The sequence below is a fragment of the Marinobacter sp. B-21 genome, assembly GCF_056857895.1.
This window is the reverse complement of record NZ_JBSXNZ010000086.1, coordinates 26,075-44,652: the sequence shown is the minus strand read 5'-3', so window position 1 is coordinate 44,652 and position 18,578 is coordinate 26,075. Positions and strand designations below refer to the sequence as shown.

Annotated in this window: 17 protein-coding genes; 6 read left to right on the top strand and 11 right to left on the bottom strand. The window is 58.6% G+C overall.

The features are described from left to right. Nucleotide 1: 1 nt before the first annotated feature. From AC13C0_RS16640 to AC13C0_RS16605, 8 genes are all read right to left on the bottom strand, one after another. Nucleotides 2–865 (bottom strand): branched-chain amino acid ABC transporter permease, encoded by an 864-nt coding sequence (locus AC13C0_RS16640; RefSeq protein WP_482954696.1) that lies wholly within the window; start codon nt 863–865, stop codon nt 2–4. Between the two features lie 43 nt (nt 866–908). Then, nucleotides 909–2,570, bottom strand: coding sequence for a long-chain fatty acid--CoA ligase (locus AC13C0_RS16635; RefSeq protein WP_482954695.1), 1,662 nt, complete (start codon nt 2,568–2,570; stop codon nt 909–911). A 24-nt stretch (nt 2,571–2,594) separates the two neighbouring features. Continuing rightward, nucleotides 2,595–3,392, bottom strand: a complete 798-nt coding sequence (surE, locus tag AC13C0_RS16630) for a 5'/3'-nucleotidase SurE (protein ID WP_482954694.1) — start codon at nt 3,390–3,392, stop codon at nt 2,595–2,597. Then, nucleotides 3,389–4,453, bottom strand: coding sequence for a phosphotransferase (locus AC13C0_RS16625; protein WP_482954693.1), 1,065 nt, complete (start codon nt 4,451–4,453; stop codon nt 3,389–3,391). Before AC13C0_RS16625 ends, surE begins: the two co-directional genes overlap by 4 nt. A gap of 173 nt (nt 4,454–4,626) precedes the next feature. Further along, entirely contained in the window at nt 4,627–5,394 is a 768-nt protein-coding gene (locus AC13C0_RS16620; RefSeq protein WP_482954692.1) for an SDR family NAD(P)-dependent oxidoreductase, read from the bottom strand. A 166-nt stretch (nt 5,395–5,560) separates the two neighbouring features. Beyond that, a complete protein-coding gene (locus tag AC13C0_RS16615) occupies nt 5,561–6,763 on the bottom strand; it encodes an acyl-CoA dehydrogenase family protein (protein ID WP_482954691.1) in 1,203 nt (400 codons plus the stop codon). Nucleotides 6,764–6,844: 81 nt separating this feature from the next. Further along, entirely contained in the window at nt 6,845–7,285 is a 441-nt protein-coding gene (locus AC13C0_RS16610; RefSeq protein WP_482954690.1) for a PaaI family thioesterase, read from the bottom strand. Continuing rightward, entirely contained in the window at nt 7,285–8,079 is a 795-nt protein-coding gene (locus tag AC13C0_RS16605; RefSeq protein ID WP_482954689.1) for an SDR family NAD(P)-dependent oxidoreductase, read from the bottom strand. Before AC13C0_RS16605 ends, AC13C0_RS16610 begins: the two co-directional genes overlap by 1 nt. Nucleotides 8,080–8,222: 143 nt before the next feature. On the opposite strand from AC13C0_RS16605, the gene AC13C0_RS16600 reads away from it, so the two are divergent. Continuing rightward, the gene (locus AC13C0_RS16600) at nt 8,223–9,824 is read left to right on the top strand and encodes a class I adenylate-forming enzyme family protein (protein ID WP_482954688.1); all 1,602 of its coding nucleotides are present in this window, start codon (nt 8,223–8,225) and stop codon (nt 9,822–9,824) included. A 6-nt stretch (nt 9,825–9,830) separates the two neighbouring features. Here AC13C0_RS16600 and AC13C0_RS16595 read toward each other — a convergent pair whose 3' ends face one another. Beyond that, nucleotides 9,831–10,571: an enoyl-CoA hydratase/isomerase family protein gene (locus AC13C0_RS16595; RefSeq protein WP_482954687.1), complete on the bottom strand. Its 741-nt coding sequence runs from the start codon at nt 10,569–10,571 to the stop codon at nt 9,831–9,833. Nucleotides 10,572–10,736: 165 nt separating this feature from the next. On the opposite strand from AC13C0_RS16595, the gene dctP reads away from it, so the two are divergent. From dctP to AC13C0_RS16575, 4 genes are all read left to right on the top strand, one after another. After that, nucleotides 10,737–11,783 (top strand): TRAP transporter substrate-binding protein DctP, encoded by a 1,047-nt coding sequence (gene dctP / locus AC13C0_RS16590; protein ID WP_482954686.1) that lies wholly within the window; start codon nt 10,737–10,739, stop codon nt 11,781–11,783. An 85-nt stretch (nt 11,784–11,868) separates the two neighbouring features. After that, a complete protein-coding gene (locus AC13C0_RS16585; RefSeq protein WP_482954685.1) occupies nt 11,869–12,417 on the top strand; it encodes a TRAP transporter small permease subunit in 549 nt (182 codons plus the stop codon). After that, a complete protein-coding gene (locus AC13C0_RS16580) occupies nt 12,414–13,724 on the top strand; it encodes a TRAP transporter large permease (protein WP_482954684.1) in 1,311 nt (436 codons plus the stop codon). Before AC13C0_RS16585 ends, AC13C0_RS16580 begins: the two co-directional genes overlap by 4 nt. 102 nt (nt 13,725–13,826) lie before the next feature. Then, nucleotides 13,827–14,411 carry a hypothetical protein gene (locus tag AC13C0_RS16575; protein WP_482954683.1) on the top strand — a complete coding sequence of 195 codons (585 nt, stop codon included), beginning with the start codon at nt 13,827–13,829 and terminating at the stop codon, nt 14,409–14,411. A gap of 16 nt (nt 14,412–14,427) precedes the next feature. On the opposite strand, the gene AC13C0_RS16570 is transcribed toward AC13C0_RS16575, so the two are convergent. Continuing rightward, nucleotides 14,428–15,825, bottom strand: coding sequence for a sodium-dependent transporter (locus tag AC13C0_RS16570; RefSeq protein WP_482954682.1), 1,398 nt, complete (start codon nt 15,823–15,825; stop codon nt 14,428–14,430). A 241-nt stretch (nt 15,826–16,066) separates the two neighbouring features. On the opposite strand from AC13C0_RS16570, the gene AC13C0_RS16565 reads away from it, so the two are divergent. After that, nucleotides 16,067–17,488 carry an MATE family efflux transporter gene (locus AC13C0_RS16565; RefSeq protein ID WP_482954681.1) on the top strand — a complete coding sequence of 474 codons (1,422 nt, stop codon included), beginning with the start codon at nt 16,067–16,069 and terminating at the stop codon, nt 17,486–17,488. Here AC13C0_RS16565 and AC13C0_RS16560 read toward each other — a convergent pair. After that, complete coding sequence (locus AC13C0_RS16560) at nt 17,452–18,462, bottom strand: GGDEF domain-containing protein (protein ID WP_482954680.1); 1,011 nt, start codon at nt 18,460–18,462, stop codon at nt 17,452–17,454. The genes AC13C0_RS16565 and AC13C0_RS16560 overlap by 37 nt on opposite strands. Between the last annotated feature and the right edge of the window lie 116 nt (nt 18,463–18,578).

Genomic DNA, 18,578 nt, shown 5'->3' with positions numbered 1-18,578 from the left:
ATCAGTGCGCTCCCTTCGCAAACAGGCCTTGTGGGCGTACCGACAGGATCAGTACCAGCAAGCCAAAGGCAATGATGTCTTTATAGGCGGTGGAGATGTAGAAGCCGCCGAAGGCCTCGGCGAATCCGATGATCATGCCGCCGGCGATGGCGCCGGGAATGCTGCCCATGCCGCCGAGGATGATGATCACAAACGCCTTCATGATCACCAGATGCCCCATCGCCGGGTACACCAGATTAATCGGGGCATACAGCGTGGCAGCAATGGCTGCCAGGGCGCCGGAGATGGCAAAGGTCATCATCGTCACACGGTTGGCATCGATACCCACCAGGAACGCTCCCTCCCGGCTTTGGGCCATGGCGATGATGGTGGCGCCGGTCATGGTCTTGCGCAGAAACATCTGCAGGGCAAACACCAGCACAAAGGCCCCGACGATTATCAGCAAACGCTGCTCCGGAATGATCAGGCCATCAAAATTCATGATGCCGGTAAACGGTGAGTTCATGCGGCGGAAATCCGAGCCCCAGAACATCTGCACCAGCGCTTCCAGGAACAGGAGGATGCCAATGGCGGCGATCTTGTCGTGGATGGGCGGTGAGTGCCTGAGAGGGTGGAATACCAGACGTTCACAGAGAATACCGAGCAAGGCAATAACCGCCGCGGAGCCGGCCATGGCGAGCCAGTAGTGAACGCCGACATCGACCATGAAGAAGTAGGACATAAACGCACCGACCATGTAGAGGGCGCCGTGTGCGAAGTTCGGAATATGCAGAATGCCGTAGACCAGGGTCAGGCCGAGGGCTACGAGACCGTAGATACTCCCGAGCGTTAACCCGTTGATGATTTGCTGCAGGAAAAGATTCAATTTTGCCCCTCCGTTGTTTGTTTTTGTCGGAAATCTTTGAGGCTTAAATTTCTTTCCATTCTTCCTCCTGCAACGCGCGCCACATCAGCTTCCCCGTGGGGGACTTGGGCAGGGCGTCCACAAACTCGACAATGGTGGGCACCTTATAGGCCGCCATCTGTTGCTTGCACCAACCGGTAATGTCTTCCGCCGTGGTCTGGCCCTCCGCTTCGGGCGTCAGCACGATGCAGGCCTTCACGGTTTCGCCGCGCTTGGGGTCCGGTGACGATATGATGCAGACTTCGTGAATCGACGGGTGGCGATACATCAGCCCCTCAACTTCGGAGGGCCATACCTTGAATCCGGACGCGTTGATCATCCGCTTTACCCGGTCCACCATGAAGAAGTAGCCGTCCTCGTCGTAATACCCGAGGTCGCCGGTGCGGAAGAATCGCTTGCCGTCAATTTCAACGAAGGCGGCCTCCGTTTCCGCTGGGCGGTTCCAGTACCCGATCGTGACTTGTGGGCCACAGGACACAATCTCACCGGTTTCGCCCGGGGCTTTCTCCTCCAGGGTTTCCACGTCAATGATACGGCTGTCCACGTCGAACACTGGAATGCCCAGACACTGGGCTTTAGGGGCGGAATTGGGGTTGATATGGGTCGCGGCCATGGTTTCGGACAGGCCATAGCCTTCGATGTAGTCAAGGCTGGTGATTTTCTTGAGCTTCTCGGCAACCGCAACGGGCATGGCCGCGCCGCCGCCGCCGATCATGTTCAGACTGCTAAGGTCGTACTGGCCGATCTCCGGGTTGGACAGGAAATCCACCGCCATGGTGACGATGTTGGTCCAGCCGGTCACCCTGTAGCGCTCGATGAGCCGGGCCGCAGTGGTCCGATCCCAACGGGTCATGATCACGGACGTGGAGCCACTGAGAATCGGCCCGTTCATTGAACCGGTCATGCCGGTCACATGGAAGAACGGCAGCGTGGCCAGTTGAACGCTGTCCGGAGTGCTGAGGTTCCAGAACACCCGGTGCACGGCCGTCGCCATGACCGACCGGTGGGTATGCATGCAACCCTTGGGTGCGCCGGTGGTGCCGGAACTGTAAGGGATCACTGCCAGATCTTCGGGGCCGGCGGTATGCTCGGACGGCGTGCAGCCGGCCGCCATGGCCATTTCCCAGCTCACCAGACCCGGGCGGTCGTTTGACCACACCAGCGCGGCAACCTCGGCCGGCAGATCGAGATCGGTGTCCGGCTTTATGTAGCTGCTGTACGAGGCAACAACCACCTGCTCCAGATCCGTTTCCGCCAGCAGAGGCGCAATGAATTCAGCCACTTCCTGCCCCGCGAGGCAGACTGCCGCACCGGTGTCGGCGATGTAGTGCTCAAGCTCGGCCGCCCGGTTCATAGGATTGACCGGAATTACCACCGCGTCCGCACGCAGGATAGCGTAATAGGAAATCACGTACTGCGGCGAGTTCTGCATGTATAGCAGTACCCGGTCGCCTTTCTTTACACCCTGGCTTTGCAGGTAGCCTGCCATGGCCTCGACTTCTGCCAGCAGACGGCTGAATGTCACCGGTGCATCGTAGAAGATGATAGCCGGGTGATCCGGGTAGCGACGGGCCGAGATCTCCAGGTTAGTAAAGACACTGGTCTTCGGCAGGGTCATGGTCTTGGGCAGTTCTTTTGGCCAGACCTTGTAATGGCGTGTGAACATGTTTGTTGTTCTCCCCAGGATTAGTCAGCAATCCGCAAAGGCGGACAGATCAAATTCATCGGTGCCCCCCGGCAGGGGGTCGTCGTGTCGTAAAGGTGTAATTGCTATGGCGCTGTCCCGAAGCACAGTGACGTCAGCGTCCGGAGCCACGATGTGGCGGGAACTGCGCTCAAAACCTAGCCACCAATAAGGCAGGCTTCGAGCATCACGCCCCGCCAGCAGGCGAGCCCATTGGATGGAACCGGTCGATTGCCGGCACCAACGGGCAACTTTTATATCCTCGGCGGCACAGGCCGGAAAATTCACGTTCCAGGCACGTACGTCCCCCGGTTGCCACAATTGTCGGATTACCGCCTCGCCAAAGCGCTCCACCGCGGACCACTGAATCCCTTCCCGTGTCAGGAAGGCCTGGCTCAGGGCGATTGCCGGAATGTTCATGTGCAGGGCGCTGAGCACCGCGCCAACGGTACCGGAGTACTGCACGGAGTCACTGATGTTGGCGCCGCAATTCACGCCGGACAGCACCAGATCGGGCGGTGTTTCACCAAACCACTGGGCCAGGGAGTAAAGCACGCAGTCTGCGGGGGTACCGGACACCGCATAGCGTTTTGGCCCGGTCTCGTACACCCGCAAGGGATCGTGAATGGAGATGCTCTGACCCGCTCCGCTTCGATCATGCTCGGGCGCAACGATCCAGACTTCTTCCGCCAGGTTACGGGCGGTCTTTTCCAGTATCGCTAGGCCCGGGGCGTCGATGCCGTCATCATTGGTGACCAGGATGCGCTGAACGATTGGCTGTGATGGGACGTTCAGGTCACTCATGGCTGCTTTCCTTCACTGGCGATCTTCCACCCCACCTGAGCGAGCAGACTGGCGCGCTTGCCCACGCCCAGAGCGTTCGCATTGGCGGCGTTGCCATCCAGCGCCCGCCTGTAAACGCCCTGCAAAATGGCTGCGAGTCTGAACAGGGAAAACGCCAGGTACACGTGCCAGTCCTCAATACCGTCCCGGCCGGTTCTGGCGCAGTATCGGGCAATGGTTTCCTGCTCATCCGGCACACCCAGCGCTTCCAGGTCTTCACCCTCAAGACCCCGCATTCCTTCCAGGTCCGACGGCAGGTAATAAGGAAGGCAGTAATAGGCCAGGTCGGCCAGTGGGTGCCCGAGCGTAGACAGCTCCCAGTCCAGAATCGCAATCACCTCCGGTTTGTCCGGCGCCAGCATGAGGTTGCCGAACCGATAATCGCCGTGGGCAATGGCGCACTCGTCGGTCGATGGCAGGTTTTCTGGCAGCCAGGCCGTCAGTTTGTCCATCGCCGGCATATCATCGGTCTTGGACGCCAGATACTGTTTGGTCCAGCGTGAAACCTGACGGGCCACATAGCCCTCGGGGCGCCCGAAGTCGCCCAGACCGACAGCATTTACGTCCACCGAATGCAGTTTCGCCAGGGTGTCGATCGCGGACTGGTGAGCAGGCAGTCGCTCGCTCCGGTCCAACGCCCGAAGAGCCGAATGGCTGGCGATCCGGCCTTCCATATAGTCCATGACGTAAAACGGCGTGCCGATGATCGAATTCTCCTCACAGAGCACCCGAACCTTCGGAACCGGCACCGCGGTATGCTCCGAAAGAGCGCGCATCACCTTGTATTCACGCTCAACCATATGGGCGGATGACAGCGTCTTTCCGGGCGGTTTCTTACGCAGAACATAACGGCCGCTGTCGGTGTCCAGCAGGAACGTGGGGTTGGACTGACCGCCCTGAAATTGTCTGACGTCCAGGCGATTACCAATCTCTGGCAACTCTTTTTGCAGCCACACCAAAAGCCCGGATTCGTCGAATCTGTGCGCTGGCAGAACGTCCACCAACTCCGGCTCAATACTCATAGCTCGTCTCAGCCTTATTTAATCTTTGTGTACCGCAGCCCGCAACGAGTTCAGCGGACGGTGGGTGGGGAGCCTTTCTGCAGGGAACTAAGGTGTCTGAGCGCAGCGAGTTCTTTTTCCCGAAAGAAAGGCTCCCCACCCGCCGGCCTCCCCGTCACTCACGAGTCCCTGCCTCAACAAATGGTTTCGCCACCGTCCGCGACGATCACCTGACCGGTGATATAGGCACTGGCCTTGGTGGACAGAAAAACCGCCAGCCCAGCAATGTCGACGGGCTCGCCGATTCTTCTGAGCGGCGTTTTGTCTTCCGCACGCTTTACCCGAACCGGGTCTTCCCATAACGCTTTGGCGAAATCAGTTTTGATCAGGCCGGGGGCGATGCTGTTCACGCGGATGCCCTTCGGACCCCATTCAACTGCCAGATTCCGAGCCAACGCCGCTTCAGCTGCCTTCGAAACACCGTAGGTGCCGATGGTGGTGTTGCCACGGATACCGGCGATGCTGGACAGAAGCACGACAGCGCCCTCGCCTTTCTCGGCCATCTGCGGCAGCACCATGTTGGTGAGCCAGAAGGAGCCTTTGACGTTGGTGTCCATGATCTTGTCCCAGGCCTCGTCAGTCATTTCGGAGGTCAGGCCATAGACCGGGTTGGTGGCGGCGTTGCAGACCAGGACGTCGATAGCGCCCCAGGCTTCGTTGGTTTTATTTACCAGATTTTGCAGGTCATCTTTCTTGCCCACATGGCAGGAAATGGCAAGCGCCTCGTAGCCCTGCGCCATCAGTTCATTAGCCACCTGTTCGCAGGCGTCGGCCTTGCGGCTGGAAATCACAACTTTTGCGCCCAGACGGGCCATTTCCTCGGCAATCGAACGGCCAATACCTTTGGTGGAGCCGGTAATCAGGGCAACCTTGCCGGTCATATCAAAAAGCGGGTTGTTCATTATTCGATCCTCATGCTCAAAACTGGCGGAACACGTAAACAGGGGCCTTCCGGGACTGTGCAAAACAGGGATGTTTTGCTCAAGCCTACAGGGACGTATTAACGGCGTGTCCCGGAAGGCCCCTGTTTGCGTGTTCCCTCGCCCAATGTCACGGGCAGGATTCCAATTAACGGTATTGGCGCAACTCCAGCTTGGCCACCGAATCCAGATGCACCTCATCCGGGCCATCCGCCAAGCGCAGGGTACGAACTTTGGCCCAGGCCGACGCCAGGAAGGTGTCCTGGCTGACACCGGCTCCACCGTGGACCTGAATCGCACGATCGATCACTTTCAGGGCCATGCTCGGGGCAATCACCTTGATCATGGCAATCTCCTGGCGAGCCACCTTGTTGCCCACGGTATCCATCATGTGAGCAGCCTTCAGCGTCATCAGACGGGCCTGCTCGATCTCAATCCGGCTGCGAGCAATGTCCTTACGAATGGAGTCAAAGCTGGATAGTGGCTTGCCAAAGGCTTCACGAGCGTTGGCACGCTTGCACATCAGCTCCAGCGCGCGCTCGGCCACGCCGATGGTGCGCATGCAATGGTGGATGCGGCCCGGCCCCAGACGACCCTGGGCAATCTCGAAACCCCGGCCCTCACCCAGCAGTATATTGCTGGCTGGTACCCGTACATTTTCATAATGAATCTCTGCGTGGCCATGAGGGGCGTGGTCGTAACCGAACACCGTCAACGGGCGAACCATCTTCACACCCGGGGTGTCCAGTGGTACCAGAATCATCGACTGCTGCTGATGCTTGGGTGCATCAGGATTGGTTTTACCCATGACAATGGCGATCTTCGAGGTGGTGGTCATGGCGCCGGAAGACCACCACTTTTTGCCGTTGATCACATATTCACCGCCTTCGCGACGGATCTCGCAGGCGATGTTGGTGGCATCCGAGGAGGCCACGTCCGGCTCCGTCATGGAAAAACACGAACGGATTTCACCGGCCAGCAAAGGTTTCAGCCACTGCTCCTGCTGCTGTTCGTTGCCGTAGCGGGCAATGGTTTCCATGTTGCCGGTGTCCGGGGCGGAGCAGTTGAACACTTCCGGGGCCATCTCGGAGCGGCCCATGATTTCGCACAGATGGGCGTATTCAAAGTTGGTCAGGCCGGCACCGTAGTCACTCTCCGGCAAAAACAGGTTCCACAGGCCCGCGGCTCTTGCCTTTACCTTCAACTCTTCAATAATGGGAACCGGGGCCCAGCGGTTTTCAGCCTTCTCGACCTGCTGGTGATGCTTGTGCTCGTTCGGATAAACGTAAGCATCCATGAATTCATTCAACTGCGACTGCAGTTTTTTCGCCTTGTCAGACAGTTCAAACATGTCCGCTTCCTCTTTTATTGGCATTGAGTCGGTGACCGGCCTGTGGGGACAATCAACCTCGTTATTGGGTTTTACTGACCCTCAGATCGGGACGCCCTCCGGCTTGTCACTGCCGGATCGGATCCGGAAGGTACCCTCGGCAATGGCCAGAAGATTGCCTTTATCGTCGTGGACCTCACCGGTACTGTTAAAGATCCGGGTGCCACCAGCACGCTTGCGCCCGGTCACACGGATGGTTCCGCCGGAGCACTGGCCGGTGAAGGTCGTGGTTAGTGCCAGGGTGATAGCCTTGCGCATCCGGCCGGAGTAAGCGCAGTAGGTACCCGCCTGGGCCATCGCAATATCGAGCAAGGAAGTGAGCACGCCACCGTGAATGACGCCACCGAGATTCAGGTGTCGGGACTGAAGCTCCAGTTCGATGACGGCTTCGTCCTCCTCCCACGAGGCCTGGCGGTACCCCAGAAGGCTGTGAAACCCGGGCAAATCATTGCCGTCGACAAACTCGGTCTCTTGTTGCTTCATTACACTTTCATTCCTGGCAGGTTCAGAGAAGCGGTGTTGCCACCGTCTACGGGCAGCGCCTGACCGGTGATGTAACTGGCATCGTCACTGGCAAAAAACAGGATGGCAGCCGCGATTTCCTCGGCATCGCCATAGCGGCGCAACTCACATCGTGATCCGAGCTTGTGGGCTTTTTCGTGGGCGCGGGCGTAATCAAACACGGCGCGGGTCATGCCGGTTTCCACCAGGCCGGGGCAAACGGCGTTTACCCGGACATTGTCATTACCTAGATCGCAGGCGGCAGTCATGGTCAGGTTGATGACCGCCGCCTTGGAGGCACTGTAGGCGTTACCGCCGGCACCGGACCGGATACCCGCTACCGACGCCGTGTTCACGATGGAGCCCAGTTTGCGGGCCTGCATGTACGGCGCGACGTGTTTGATAAACAGCATGGTGCCAACGAGATTGACCGACAGTACCTTGTTCCATTCGTCCCGGTCATTGCCGGTGACCGGCGGATGGCCGTTGCCGGTACTGGCAATACCGGCGACATTGCAGAGGGCGTCAATCTTGCCAAATGTGGCCAGGGTTTCGTCGACCAGCGCCTGCACCGCCTTCTCGTCCGACACATCCACCAGCCGGCGAAGACACTCCGAGGCTTCCGGCAGAAGATTCTCGGTCTCAACCAGCCCGGCCTCAGAGGTGTCTGCGAGCACGACGCGAGCACCTTCCCGGGCCAGCCGCAATGCCGTGGCCCGGCCAATCCCACTGCCTGCACCGGTCACCATCGCTACCCGGCCTTCAAAACGCCCCATACCGCAACTCCTCGTTTTACTGTCTTGCTATTGGCTTGGCTATTTTCCCTTTTCAATAATTTGTCACGCCTTCCGGTTTTGAGTCAATATATTCGGAAGTTAATTTCACTAGTTAAAACACAACAACACCGGAAAGGCGAAAAATGGAAAATAACCTGAAAGTGATGCCGGTTTACGCTCCGGAGATTCCAGGCGAAACCTTTGAGGCCATTGGAAACAGGATTCAGGCACATGGTTTACGCCGCGGCGGCCACCCCGCCCTGATCAGTGAGGCAGGCGCAGTCACCTGGGAAACACTGCTCGATCAGGTTAACCGGATCGCCAACCGCCTGAGACAGGCCGGCCTCCAGCAGGGCGAATCGGTCGCTGCGCTGTCGGAAAACAGCGCCGATTACGTGGCTCTTTATCTGGCCACACTCACCGCAGGGGGTTGCATGGTGCCACTCTCGGGCATGGCGAGTGCGGAGGCTCTGGCTTTGATGCTGGAGGACTCCAGGGCGAGGTTCCTGTTCGTGTCACGGAAAAACCGGTACCTCCTTGGCGCTTTCCGGGATAAGCTTTCATCACTGCCGGAGGCAAGGATCCTCGCTCTGGGCGAGCGAGGGGAAGGCATCGGCGAAACCATGACGGACTGGCTGGCCGATGCGCCGAGCAACCCTGAACCGGCGCAGGTTTCTCTGGACGCCCCGTTCAACATTATCTACAGCTCCGGAACCACGGGGACCCCGAAGGGTATCCTCCATGACTACCGCTTCCGCCAGCGGCAAATGGTCCGTATGAGCCGGTTCGGACTGGATGGCGATGCCATCAATCTGGTCTCCACACCCCTGTATTCCAACACCACGCTGGTGTCCGTATTACCCACGCTGTTTCATGGGGGAACCCTGGTGATCATGGCAAAATTCGATGCGCATCGATTCCTGCAACTGGCCGAAAAGCACCGGGTTACCCATGCCATGCTGGTGCCTGTGCAATACCAGCGCATTCTGACCGACCCGGATTTTGACCGATTTGATCTCTCCAGTTTCAAACTGAAACTCTGTACCAGTGCACCGTTACGCGCGGAAGTCATCGCCGATGTCATGGCCCGCTGGCCCGGGAATATCCGTGAAGTCTATGGCCTTACCGAGGGCGGCATCTCGACCAGCCTCGACTGCGCAGCGCACCCAGACAAATGGGATTCGGTCGGGGTGCCCACAGACGGCGCCGAGGTGCGGGTAATCGACGAAGATGGAAAGGAATTGCCCAGAGGGGAAACCGGTGAGCTGGTTGGCCGGGCCATCTCCATGATGCGGGGTTACGTGAACCGGCCGGAGCAGACCCGGGAGATACTCTGGACCAGCCCGGAGGGTGATGTTTTCTATCGGAGCGGTGACATGGGCCGGATCGACGAGGATGGCTTTATCACTATTCTCGATCGTCGCAAGGACATGATCATTTCCGGCGGATTCAACATCTACGCAGTCGACCTGGAGAGGGTGCTGCTGGCCCATCCGTCGATCGAAGATGCGGCCGTGATCGGCATTCCCAGCGACCAGTGGGGAGAAACGCCTCTGGGGTTGACCGTTCGCCGCCGCAGTCATAATGTATCCGAAGCAGAGCTTCTAGCATGGGCCAATGGCAAACTGGGCAAGGCCCAGCGCCTGGCGGCCATCGAATTCCGGGAAGAGCTGCCACGCTCCACCATCGGCAAGGTGTTGAAACGGGAACTGCGCACCCCCTACTGGAACAAGGCCGGGCAGTAACGGCCCTCAGCGCCGGGTCAGCCTGTCCAGGGCGTCCCGGCAGTCATCGGAGCGCAGGCGAGCCGAGAACACTGTGCGCTCCCGCTCCAGCGCTTCCTTGATCTGCTCACGCCAGGGCGCACGAATCAGACGCTTACTGGCAAGCAAGGCCTCACGGGGCTTGTCCGCCAGACGGTGGGCAAGGGTCAGCGCCTGGTTCACCGCATCGCCATCGTCCACTACTCTACTGGCCAGCCCGTATTCCCGGGCCTCGTCACCGGTAATCACCTCACCTAGCAATAGTAGATCCGTCGCCCGCCGCATGCCCAGATGCAAGGGCATGGTAGCCGTTGAGGCGGCCTCCGGAACAAGCCCCAGATCGACAAACGCGGTTTTGAATTTTGCGTTCCGCGCTGTCACCACAGCATCACAATGCAACAGCATGGTGGTGCCAATGCCTATGGCCAGCCCCTCTATAGCGGCAATAACCGGAGTATCACAATTCATCAATGTTTCGACAAATGCCAGCCCCGCGGAGGGCCTGGAGCTCTCATCGGTCGCCCGGGTACGGAAATCATCCAGATCGTTGCCAGCCGTGAACACGCCACCCATCCCAGAAATGACTATGGCATTGACCCGCCGATCCTCGCCCGCGCTAACGACTCCATCCGCCAGAGCGTCATACATATCACGGGTCAGGGCGTTTTTCTTTTCCGGGCGGTTAATGATCAGGTGAACCACACCGCCAGACTGCTGAACATCGATCATTTGGCTATCCTTCTCAGAAGATTCTTTTGTCGTGAACCCAAAACATCCTATTGCAAAACCTCCATCTTATGATAGATTCAGAGAATAAAAATTCACCATGCAGTTATTGATTCCGCATAGTGAAATAACGGAAAATACGATGACAACAATGAACGAGGCACCTTCATGACTCTCTTTGCTAATGCACGCAGGACCCTGACGGTTTATGCGTCTGCCCTTACCCTTGGCATTACCGCCGCCCTCTCCGCCACACTCGTCGCTGCCCAGGACACCGTTACCTGGAAGGTCCAGTCGCACTGGCCCGGCTCCAGCAGCTCTTACACTGACAGCCTGGGCAGACTCAAGCGGGTGCTGGAAGATCGCACCGATGGGCGACTGAAGCTCCAGCTTTACGAAGCCGGCGCCTTGTTCAAAGCCAAGGAAACCTTCAATGCCGTCAGTCGCGGCATCCTCGAAATGGGCACTATTTCTCCGTCTTACGCCCAGGACAAAGTTTCCCTGGCGGGGATTGCCTCCGGCCTGCCGTTCGCCTTCCGCAATGTCTGGGAAGCCGCCTACTTCCACCAGAACATGGGCTTCGAGCAGATGCTCCGTAACGAAGCTGCAGAGCATGGCGTTTACTGGGCCACTGACAAGGTTTACCCGACGGAAATGGTCGTCAAGAAGCCGATCGAGAGCTGGGAAGACTTTACCAGTCTCAAGATCCGCTCCTCCGGCGCCCTTCAGACTTTCCTGACCGAAGCCGGCGCTGCCGCCTCCTACATCCCGGGCAGCGAGCTATACTCCGCCCTGGATTCCGGCATCGTCGACGGAGCCCATTGGGGTGCCGCTCAGGGCGCCTACAGCATGGGCCTGTATGAAGTGGCCAAATACCACGTGCAGCCCGCCCTGAACATTGCCGGCACTGACGTCATTATTGTCAGCCAGAAGGCACTGGACAAGCTGCCGGAAGACATGCAGAAAATCGTCAAGGATGCCCTCAACGAGCAGTTCTGGATCCGGACCAACGAGTACCAGTACAAAGAGCGCATCACTCTGGCCAAAGCCATTGAAGAACAGGGCGTGCAGGTCAACGTACTGCCGGATGAGGTACAGGACAAGCTGGTAGCAACCGCCCAGAAAATGTGGGATGAGGAAGCCAGGCGCAGCGAAAATGCCAAAAAAACGCTCGACCTGCTAAAGGGTTACCTGGCCGACCTCGGCTACCTTTAAACAGCGATTGATCTGACAAAGGCCGGGGTCCATGACTCCGGTCTTCCTGTCCGTGAACCAAACCAACGTCCCGCGGGAGAGTGCCATGAGTGTGATGATTGCCGCATTCATGAGGGGGGTTACCCGTCTCAATGATTTTATCGGCCAGTGGGTTGCCCTTCTCATCTTCGCCATGTTTGCGTTTCTACTGCTCGAGGTAGGATTCCGGTATCTGTTCAATTCCCCTACTGTCTGGACCAACGAGCTCACCCAGATGCTGTTCGGGATCTACGCGATTATGTCCGGGGGCTACATCATGGCGCACCGTGGGCACGTAAACGTCGATCTGCTGCATTCGCACCTGGCGCCCCGCCAGCGGGCGTTGCTGGACATTGTCACTTCCCTGGTGTTCTTCATTTTCACACTCGCCCTGCTCTGGTTCGGGGTCGACATGGCCCAGGAATCCATGTCCAGTTGGGAGACCTCCTACTCGGCCTGGAACCCGCCAATCTGGCCGGTGAAGCTGGCCATTCCCGTTGGCACCGCGCTGCTGGTATTACAGGGCCTGGTGAAGCTGCTTGAAGATATCGCGGTGGCCTTCAACCTGGACTATTACACCCCCGAAGAAGCCGAATCTGAAGGGGATCAGCTGTGAGCATTGAAGCCCTGACTCTCATGTTCTTCGGCGCACTGCTGTTTTTCCTGCTCCTGGGCCTGCCTCTGACGTTCGTACTGGGCGGTGTCTCGGTAGTGTTCCTGTACTTCACCTGGGGCTTTGACTCCTTCTACATGGTCGCCTCCCAGATATGGGGCACCATGGGCAGCTTTACCCTGGTTGCCATTCCCCTGTTCGTATTCATGGCCATGGTGCTGGAACGTACGGGCGTGGCCAAAGACCTGTACCGGATGATGCACCTATGGTGCGGCGGCCTGAGAGGCGGCCTGGCGCTTGGCACCCTCGGAATCTGTGCAGTGTTTGCTGCCATGGTCGGCATCAGCGGTGCCGCGGTGGTGGCGATGGGCACCATTGCCCTGCCCTCCATGCTCGAGCGAGGCTACGATAAGAGTATGGCCCTGGGTGTAATCAATACCGGCGGGGGCTGGGGCATCCTGATTCCACCCAGCATCCTGATGATTCTCTATGCTCTGATCACCGGCGTTTCTGTAGGCAAGATGTTCGCTGCTGGCATCATGCCCGGCATCCTGCTAATGGTCCTGACGGCCATCTACATCGTGGTGCGCTGCCACCTGCAGCCGGAACTGGCACCGGCCCTGCCCAAAGAGGAACGGGGTACCTGGCCGGAGAAATTGAGGGCCCTGCGAGCGGTGCTGCTGCCCATTGGCGTGGTCGTCATGGTGCTGGGTTCCATTATCGGCGGTATCACCACCCCAACCGAAGCGGCCGCGATGGGCGTTCTGGGTTCACTGATTTCTGCGGCAGTCTACCGGCAATTCAAATGGAGCATTCTGAAAGAAGCGGCTATCCGCACGTTCAAGCTCACCGGCATGATCATGTGGATCCTGTTCGCCGCCCATGCTTTCAGCGCTGCCTATCAGAGCATGGGCGCCCAGGAACTGATCGAGGGCCTGATGAACATGGTCCCCGGTGGTCCCTGGGGCATTATCATCGCCATGATGATAATCGTGTTCCTGCTCGCCATGGTGCTGGATCCGGTAGGCATCATGTTGATCACCCTGCCGGTGTTCATGCCAATCGTGGAATCCCTGGGCTTCGACCCGATCTGGTTCGGTATCCTGTTCGTGATCAACATGGAAATCGGCTATATGACACCCCCCTTTGGCTTCAACCTGTTTTACCTGAAGGGCATCGTGCCGCCGTCGATCACGATGAAGGATATCTACAAATCCATCATTCCCTTCGTGATCGTGGAGATCGTCGGCATCATCCTGATCATGATTTTCCCGGAGATTGCCACCTGGCTGCCAGACCTGTTTTTCTGAGTCTGACATCAACCGGAAAGTTGCCAGCCAACACATGTAAGCGCTAATCTCAAGGAGCCTCCGGAACAAGGGAACCGGAGGCCCAAACACGGAGAGACACTTATGCCCAGTCAGTCGCCTGCTTTAATACGCACCGCAGTAACAACAATCCTGTTCGCCCTGCTCACATTTTTCTCCGTGAACAGTAAGGCCCAGCCCCTGTCAGACCAGAAAGTCTCGTCGTTTATCGATAGCCTGAGAGCGGCAGAGCAGCTGGAGCCTGAATTCGAAGATCTCAGTGATGAAATGGACGAGGAAGACGATGGCACTATGCCGGACTTCTCCCGCATCTTTTCGGATGCACTAAACGAACTGAAAGGTCATGAGGCGTACAGCCGCCTTGAAGCGCTGGCCCGGGATCATGGCTTCAGCAACCTTGAAGAATGGGCCTCGACTGGAGACAGGGTTTTCCAGGCCTGGATGGCCATCGAGATGGAACAGCAGAACCCGGCCGCCTGGCAGGAGATGAACGCGGCCATGGCAGAGATTGAAAACAACCCCAACATGACCGCCGAACAGAAAGCCCAGATGCGGGCGATGATGGAAAGCGCCATGGGTGCCATGCAAAGCGCAAGCAATGCACCGGCAGCCGATGTCAAGGCAGTTCGCCCCCACATCGGTGCCCTGAGAGCCATGGGTGAGGAATAGAGCACTCAGGCAGGCATCACGCCATCAGGTTGTAAACAAAGACAATCGCAACCGCGATGGGCGTAACAAACCGGATCAGGTTGTACCACAGCGTGAAGGCACCGCCTTTCAGGGCCAGATCGGTTGTAAGTGACTCCTTCGCCACAAACCAACCGACGAATACCGCCGTCAGCAGGCCGGAAAGCGGCAGCAACACGTTGGCGGTAAAGAAGTCCAGCAGGTCGAAGATGGTCTTGCCCTCAAAGCGCTCGAACATGGCCAGCGGAGCAACATCGGCCCAGACGTTGAGCGACAGAATCGAGGCAATACCCAGGGCCCAGCAGAGCACACCTACCAGGATGGCACTGCCAGTTCGGGCCAGGCTGGTCTTTTCTTCCACCCACTCAACCACCGGCTCCAGCAGGGAAATGCCGGAGGTCCAGGCGGCGAACAGCAGCAGAATGAAGAACAGGGTACCAAACAGACCACCCATGGGCATGTTGCCGAAGGCCAGCGGCAGGGTCTGGAAGATCAGGCCGGGGCCGGCGCCGGCTTCCAGACCATTGGCAAACACCACCGGAAAGATAGCCAGGCCAGCCAGAAGTGCCACCACGGTATCCATAAGGGCGACACTGACCGCTGTGCGGCCGATGGAGACATCGCTGCCAAGGTAGGATCCGTAGGCCATCATGATGGCCATACCCAGACTGAGGGTAAAGAAGGCATGGCCGAGGGCAATAAGAACCCCATTGACCGTGAGAGCTCCGAAGTCCGGTGTGAACAGGAAGCTGACAGCCTCGCCAAAGTGACCGGTTGTTGCGGCATAGCCGACCACCACCAGCAGCAGGATAAACAGAGCCGGCATCAGGATGGTCACGGCCCGCTCCAGGCCACCCTTGAGACCGCGGGAAACCACCAGGATCACCAGCGCCATAAAAATGGTGTGCCACAGCAGCAACTGGCCGGGGCTGGCCAGCAAACCACCAAACAGTTCGCCGATAGAATCCGCCGTGCCGCCGGTAAAATCACCCATGGCAGCGTGGCCGACATACGAAGCAGACCAGCCACCAATCACGGAATAGAAAGAGAGGATAACAAACGCGGCAATCATCCCGATGATCGCCGAGATCCGCCAGCCCGGGGAACTGAGGTTGCGCTCGGCGACCAGGCGCATGCTGGTAATGGGATTGTGCCGGCCATTCCGGCCGATGAACACTTCCGCCATCATGATGGGAATACCGATAACCGCGATACACAGCAGGTAAACCAGCACAAAGGCGCCACCACCGTTTTCACCGGTGACGTAGGGAAATTTCCAGATGTTGCCAAGACCAACGGCAGAACCGGTTGCCGCCAGAATAAACGCCAACCGGGAGGACCAGAGACCACGAGCGGCCCCTGTACCGTTACCCGAAACCGAGTTGGACTGAGTCATGTTGTGTTCCTGTGCATTTGGCTGAGGAAGGTCTTTAAAAAGGCACAGCCTCGGCGCTGCCAGGGCAATTATTGCAAGATTTTGCCAGCACTGGCGCTGCGATGCCAGTGCTGGCGGCAAGGACGATGAACAGGATAAACCCCGATGCCCTGATAGCGACCAAATCGGGTAGGATGCTCGGTCTGTGCGGCGCTGCCGGCGCGCATCCAGGAATCTGAAGGAACACGGGACCCCACGCCCTATGGATGAACGACACCAGCCATTACCGGAAGCACGTCAGACGCTGTTCGCCCGAACACTCACGGAATGGCGGACCCTGGCCATTCTCGGCGGGCCAATCCTGATCGCCCAGGTTGCCCAGATGGCCAATGGCGTGATTGATACGGTGATGGCCGGGCACGCCAGTGCCAAAGATCTGGCGGCCGTTGGCATCGGCAGCAGCCTGTGGATGCCGCTGTTCCTGTTCTTCATGGGAATGCTGGGCGCGCTGCAGCCCATTATTTCCGGCTACAACGGTGCCCGGGCCGTCGGGAAGATCATGCCGGCCACCTGGCAGGGCCTGTACCTGGCGGGGGCCGGGTCCGTCATCATGATCCTGTTGCTCACCAACGTGCACCCGGTGCTGGCGATCCTGAACCTGGAAGCCAGCACGGCACGCATTACCCAGGGCTATCTGGACGCCTTCGCCTGGGGCGTGCCGGCGTTGCTGCTGATCACAGCACTGAGGGGACTCACCGATGGCCTGGGCCATACCCGGGTAATCATGGCGTTCTCCGTGCTCAGCACACTCATCAACCTGCCCATGAATTACATTTTCATTTACGGCAAGCTCGGGCTGCCAGCCATGGGCGGCGTCGGCTGCGGCTGGGCTACCTCAATCTCCAACGGCGTCGCGGCCATTGCGTTGCTGGTGTACCTGAACCGAAGCCGTGTCTATCGGCATTTCCATCTGGTTTCAGACTGGGTGAAGCCGGATTTGCCGGGCATTCGGTACATCCTGAGAATCGGCGTACCCATCGGCTTCACTATTTTTGTCGAGGCCAGCATGTTTTCGGTGATCGCCCTGTTTCTGGCCCCCCTCGGCCCGGTGGTCGTGGCGGGGCATCAGATTGCCCTGAACGTTGTGTCGCTGTTATTCATGCTGCCGCTCAGTATCGGTATGGCACTGACGCTCAGGGTCAGTTTTCTGGTGGGTGCCGGGGCGCCGGACACAGCGCGCCTGATCTCCCGCAGCACCCTGATTCTGGCCGCGGCAGCGGCGCTGGTCTTCGCGCTGATGCTATTGGCTTTCTCCCACCAGATCTCGGCACTCTATACCGGTGATACCGACGTTCGGGACGTGACCGTCAGACTGCTGATGTTCGCGGCGATATTCCAGATTGCCGACGTCATTCAGGTGACCTGCATCAGCGCATTGCGGGGGTACAAGGATACCCGGATTCCGATGTTCATCATGCTGTTTTCATTCTGGGGACTGGGCCTCCCACTGGGCTACCTGCTGACCTTCACGGACTGGCTGGTACCGGCAATGGGGGCGGCCGGCTTCTGGGTCGGGCTGACCGGCGGGCTGGCCTCTGCCAGCATCCTGCTTGGCTGGAGACTCTTCCTCTATGCGCCCGGCGGTGGTCAGGCTGTGGCCGTTACCAGTTCCGGTGGTGAGTGACTATCCGCAAATACGATCCGGTCACGGCCGGTTTCCTTGGCCTCATAAAGCGCGGCATCCGCCCGGGCCAGCCAGCTGTCCACGCTTTCACCTTGTTCGAGCAGCGCGACGCCAAATGAGGCAGTGACCGTCCCTCCCGGATGTTTCATATACTTGCGCAAGACCTGCTGCAGATTGCCCATCACCGCGTTCAGACTCACGCCATCGACCCCGGGTAACAACAGCACAAACTCCTCACCACCATAGCGGAACAGCTGGTCCGACTTGCGGGTGTTCTGCTGCAGCAAGGCGACGAGATCAATAAGCACATTATCGCCCACCCCATGACCGTGCTCGTCGTTGATTTTCTTGAAATGATCGATATCCAGCAGCGCCAGGGCATAGGGCAGGCCGGTGCGTTCAGAGTTTGCCACCGCCAGGTCCAGCTCCTGATCCATGGAGCGGCGGTTCTTGATTCCGGTCAGCGGATCAATCGTCGCCAGATGCTCCAGGCGCTGTCGCTGATCGTGGTTCCGGTGCGCAAACACATAGGCACAGGCGCTGACCACAAACGCTGTTGAGGCAAAAGACCACATCTGGACATCCGACCGGAAGGCGCCGCCATGCACCATCAGGGCCACCACGGAGGCAACGTTAAGGGCAACGGCCATCCTGGGATTGACGAGAAAGAAGGTAGTGACCAGAGCGGGGTACAGCCAGAAAAGTCCGGGCTCTCCCACCACGATTCCCACAACCACTGCACCACTGCAGGCAGTGCTCGCCACTACCAGCCCGCTTCTGCGCGTATCACCCGTTACCCAGGCGTAGACCAGCGCTGAACCGATAGCGAGGAGGATGGCCGTGTCGACCAGCCCCGCCAGCAGATTGCCCTGCAGAAAACGCATCACGGCGAACGGCGTGACCCCCAGAAATGCGCTTACGCCGAGCAGGGTAATGATCGACAACCGGAAATCGGTCTTGAGGCGCTGGAGCATACAGAGTGATCGTCCGACAATAAGAGTTTTTCAGGGCTCCAGAATAGCGCAAGTCATGTGAGCGGTCGTTGTTCCGCTACGATTCTTTACATATTCTCTATCTATTTCCACAAATT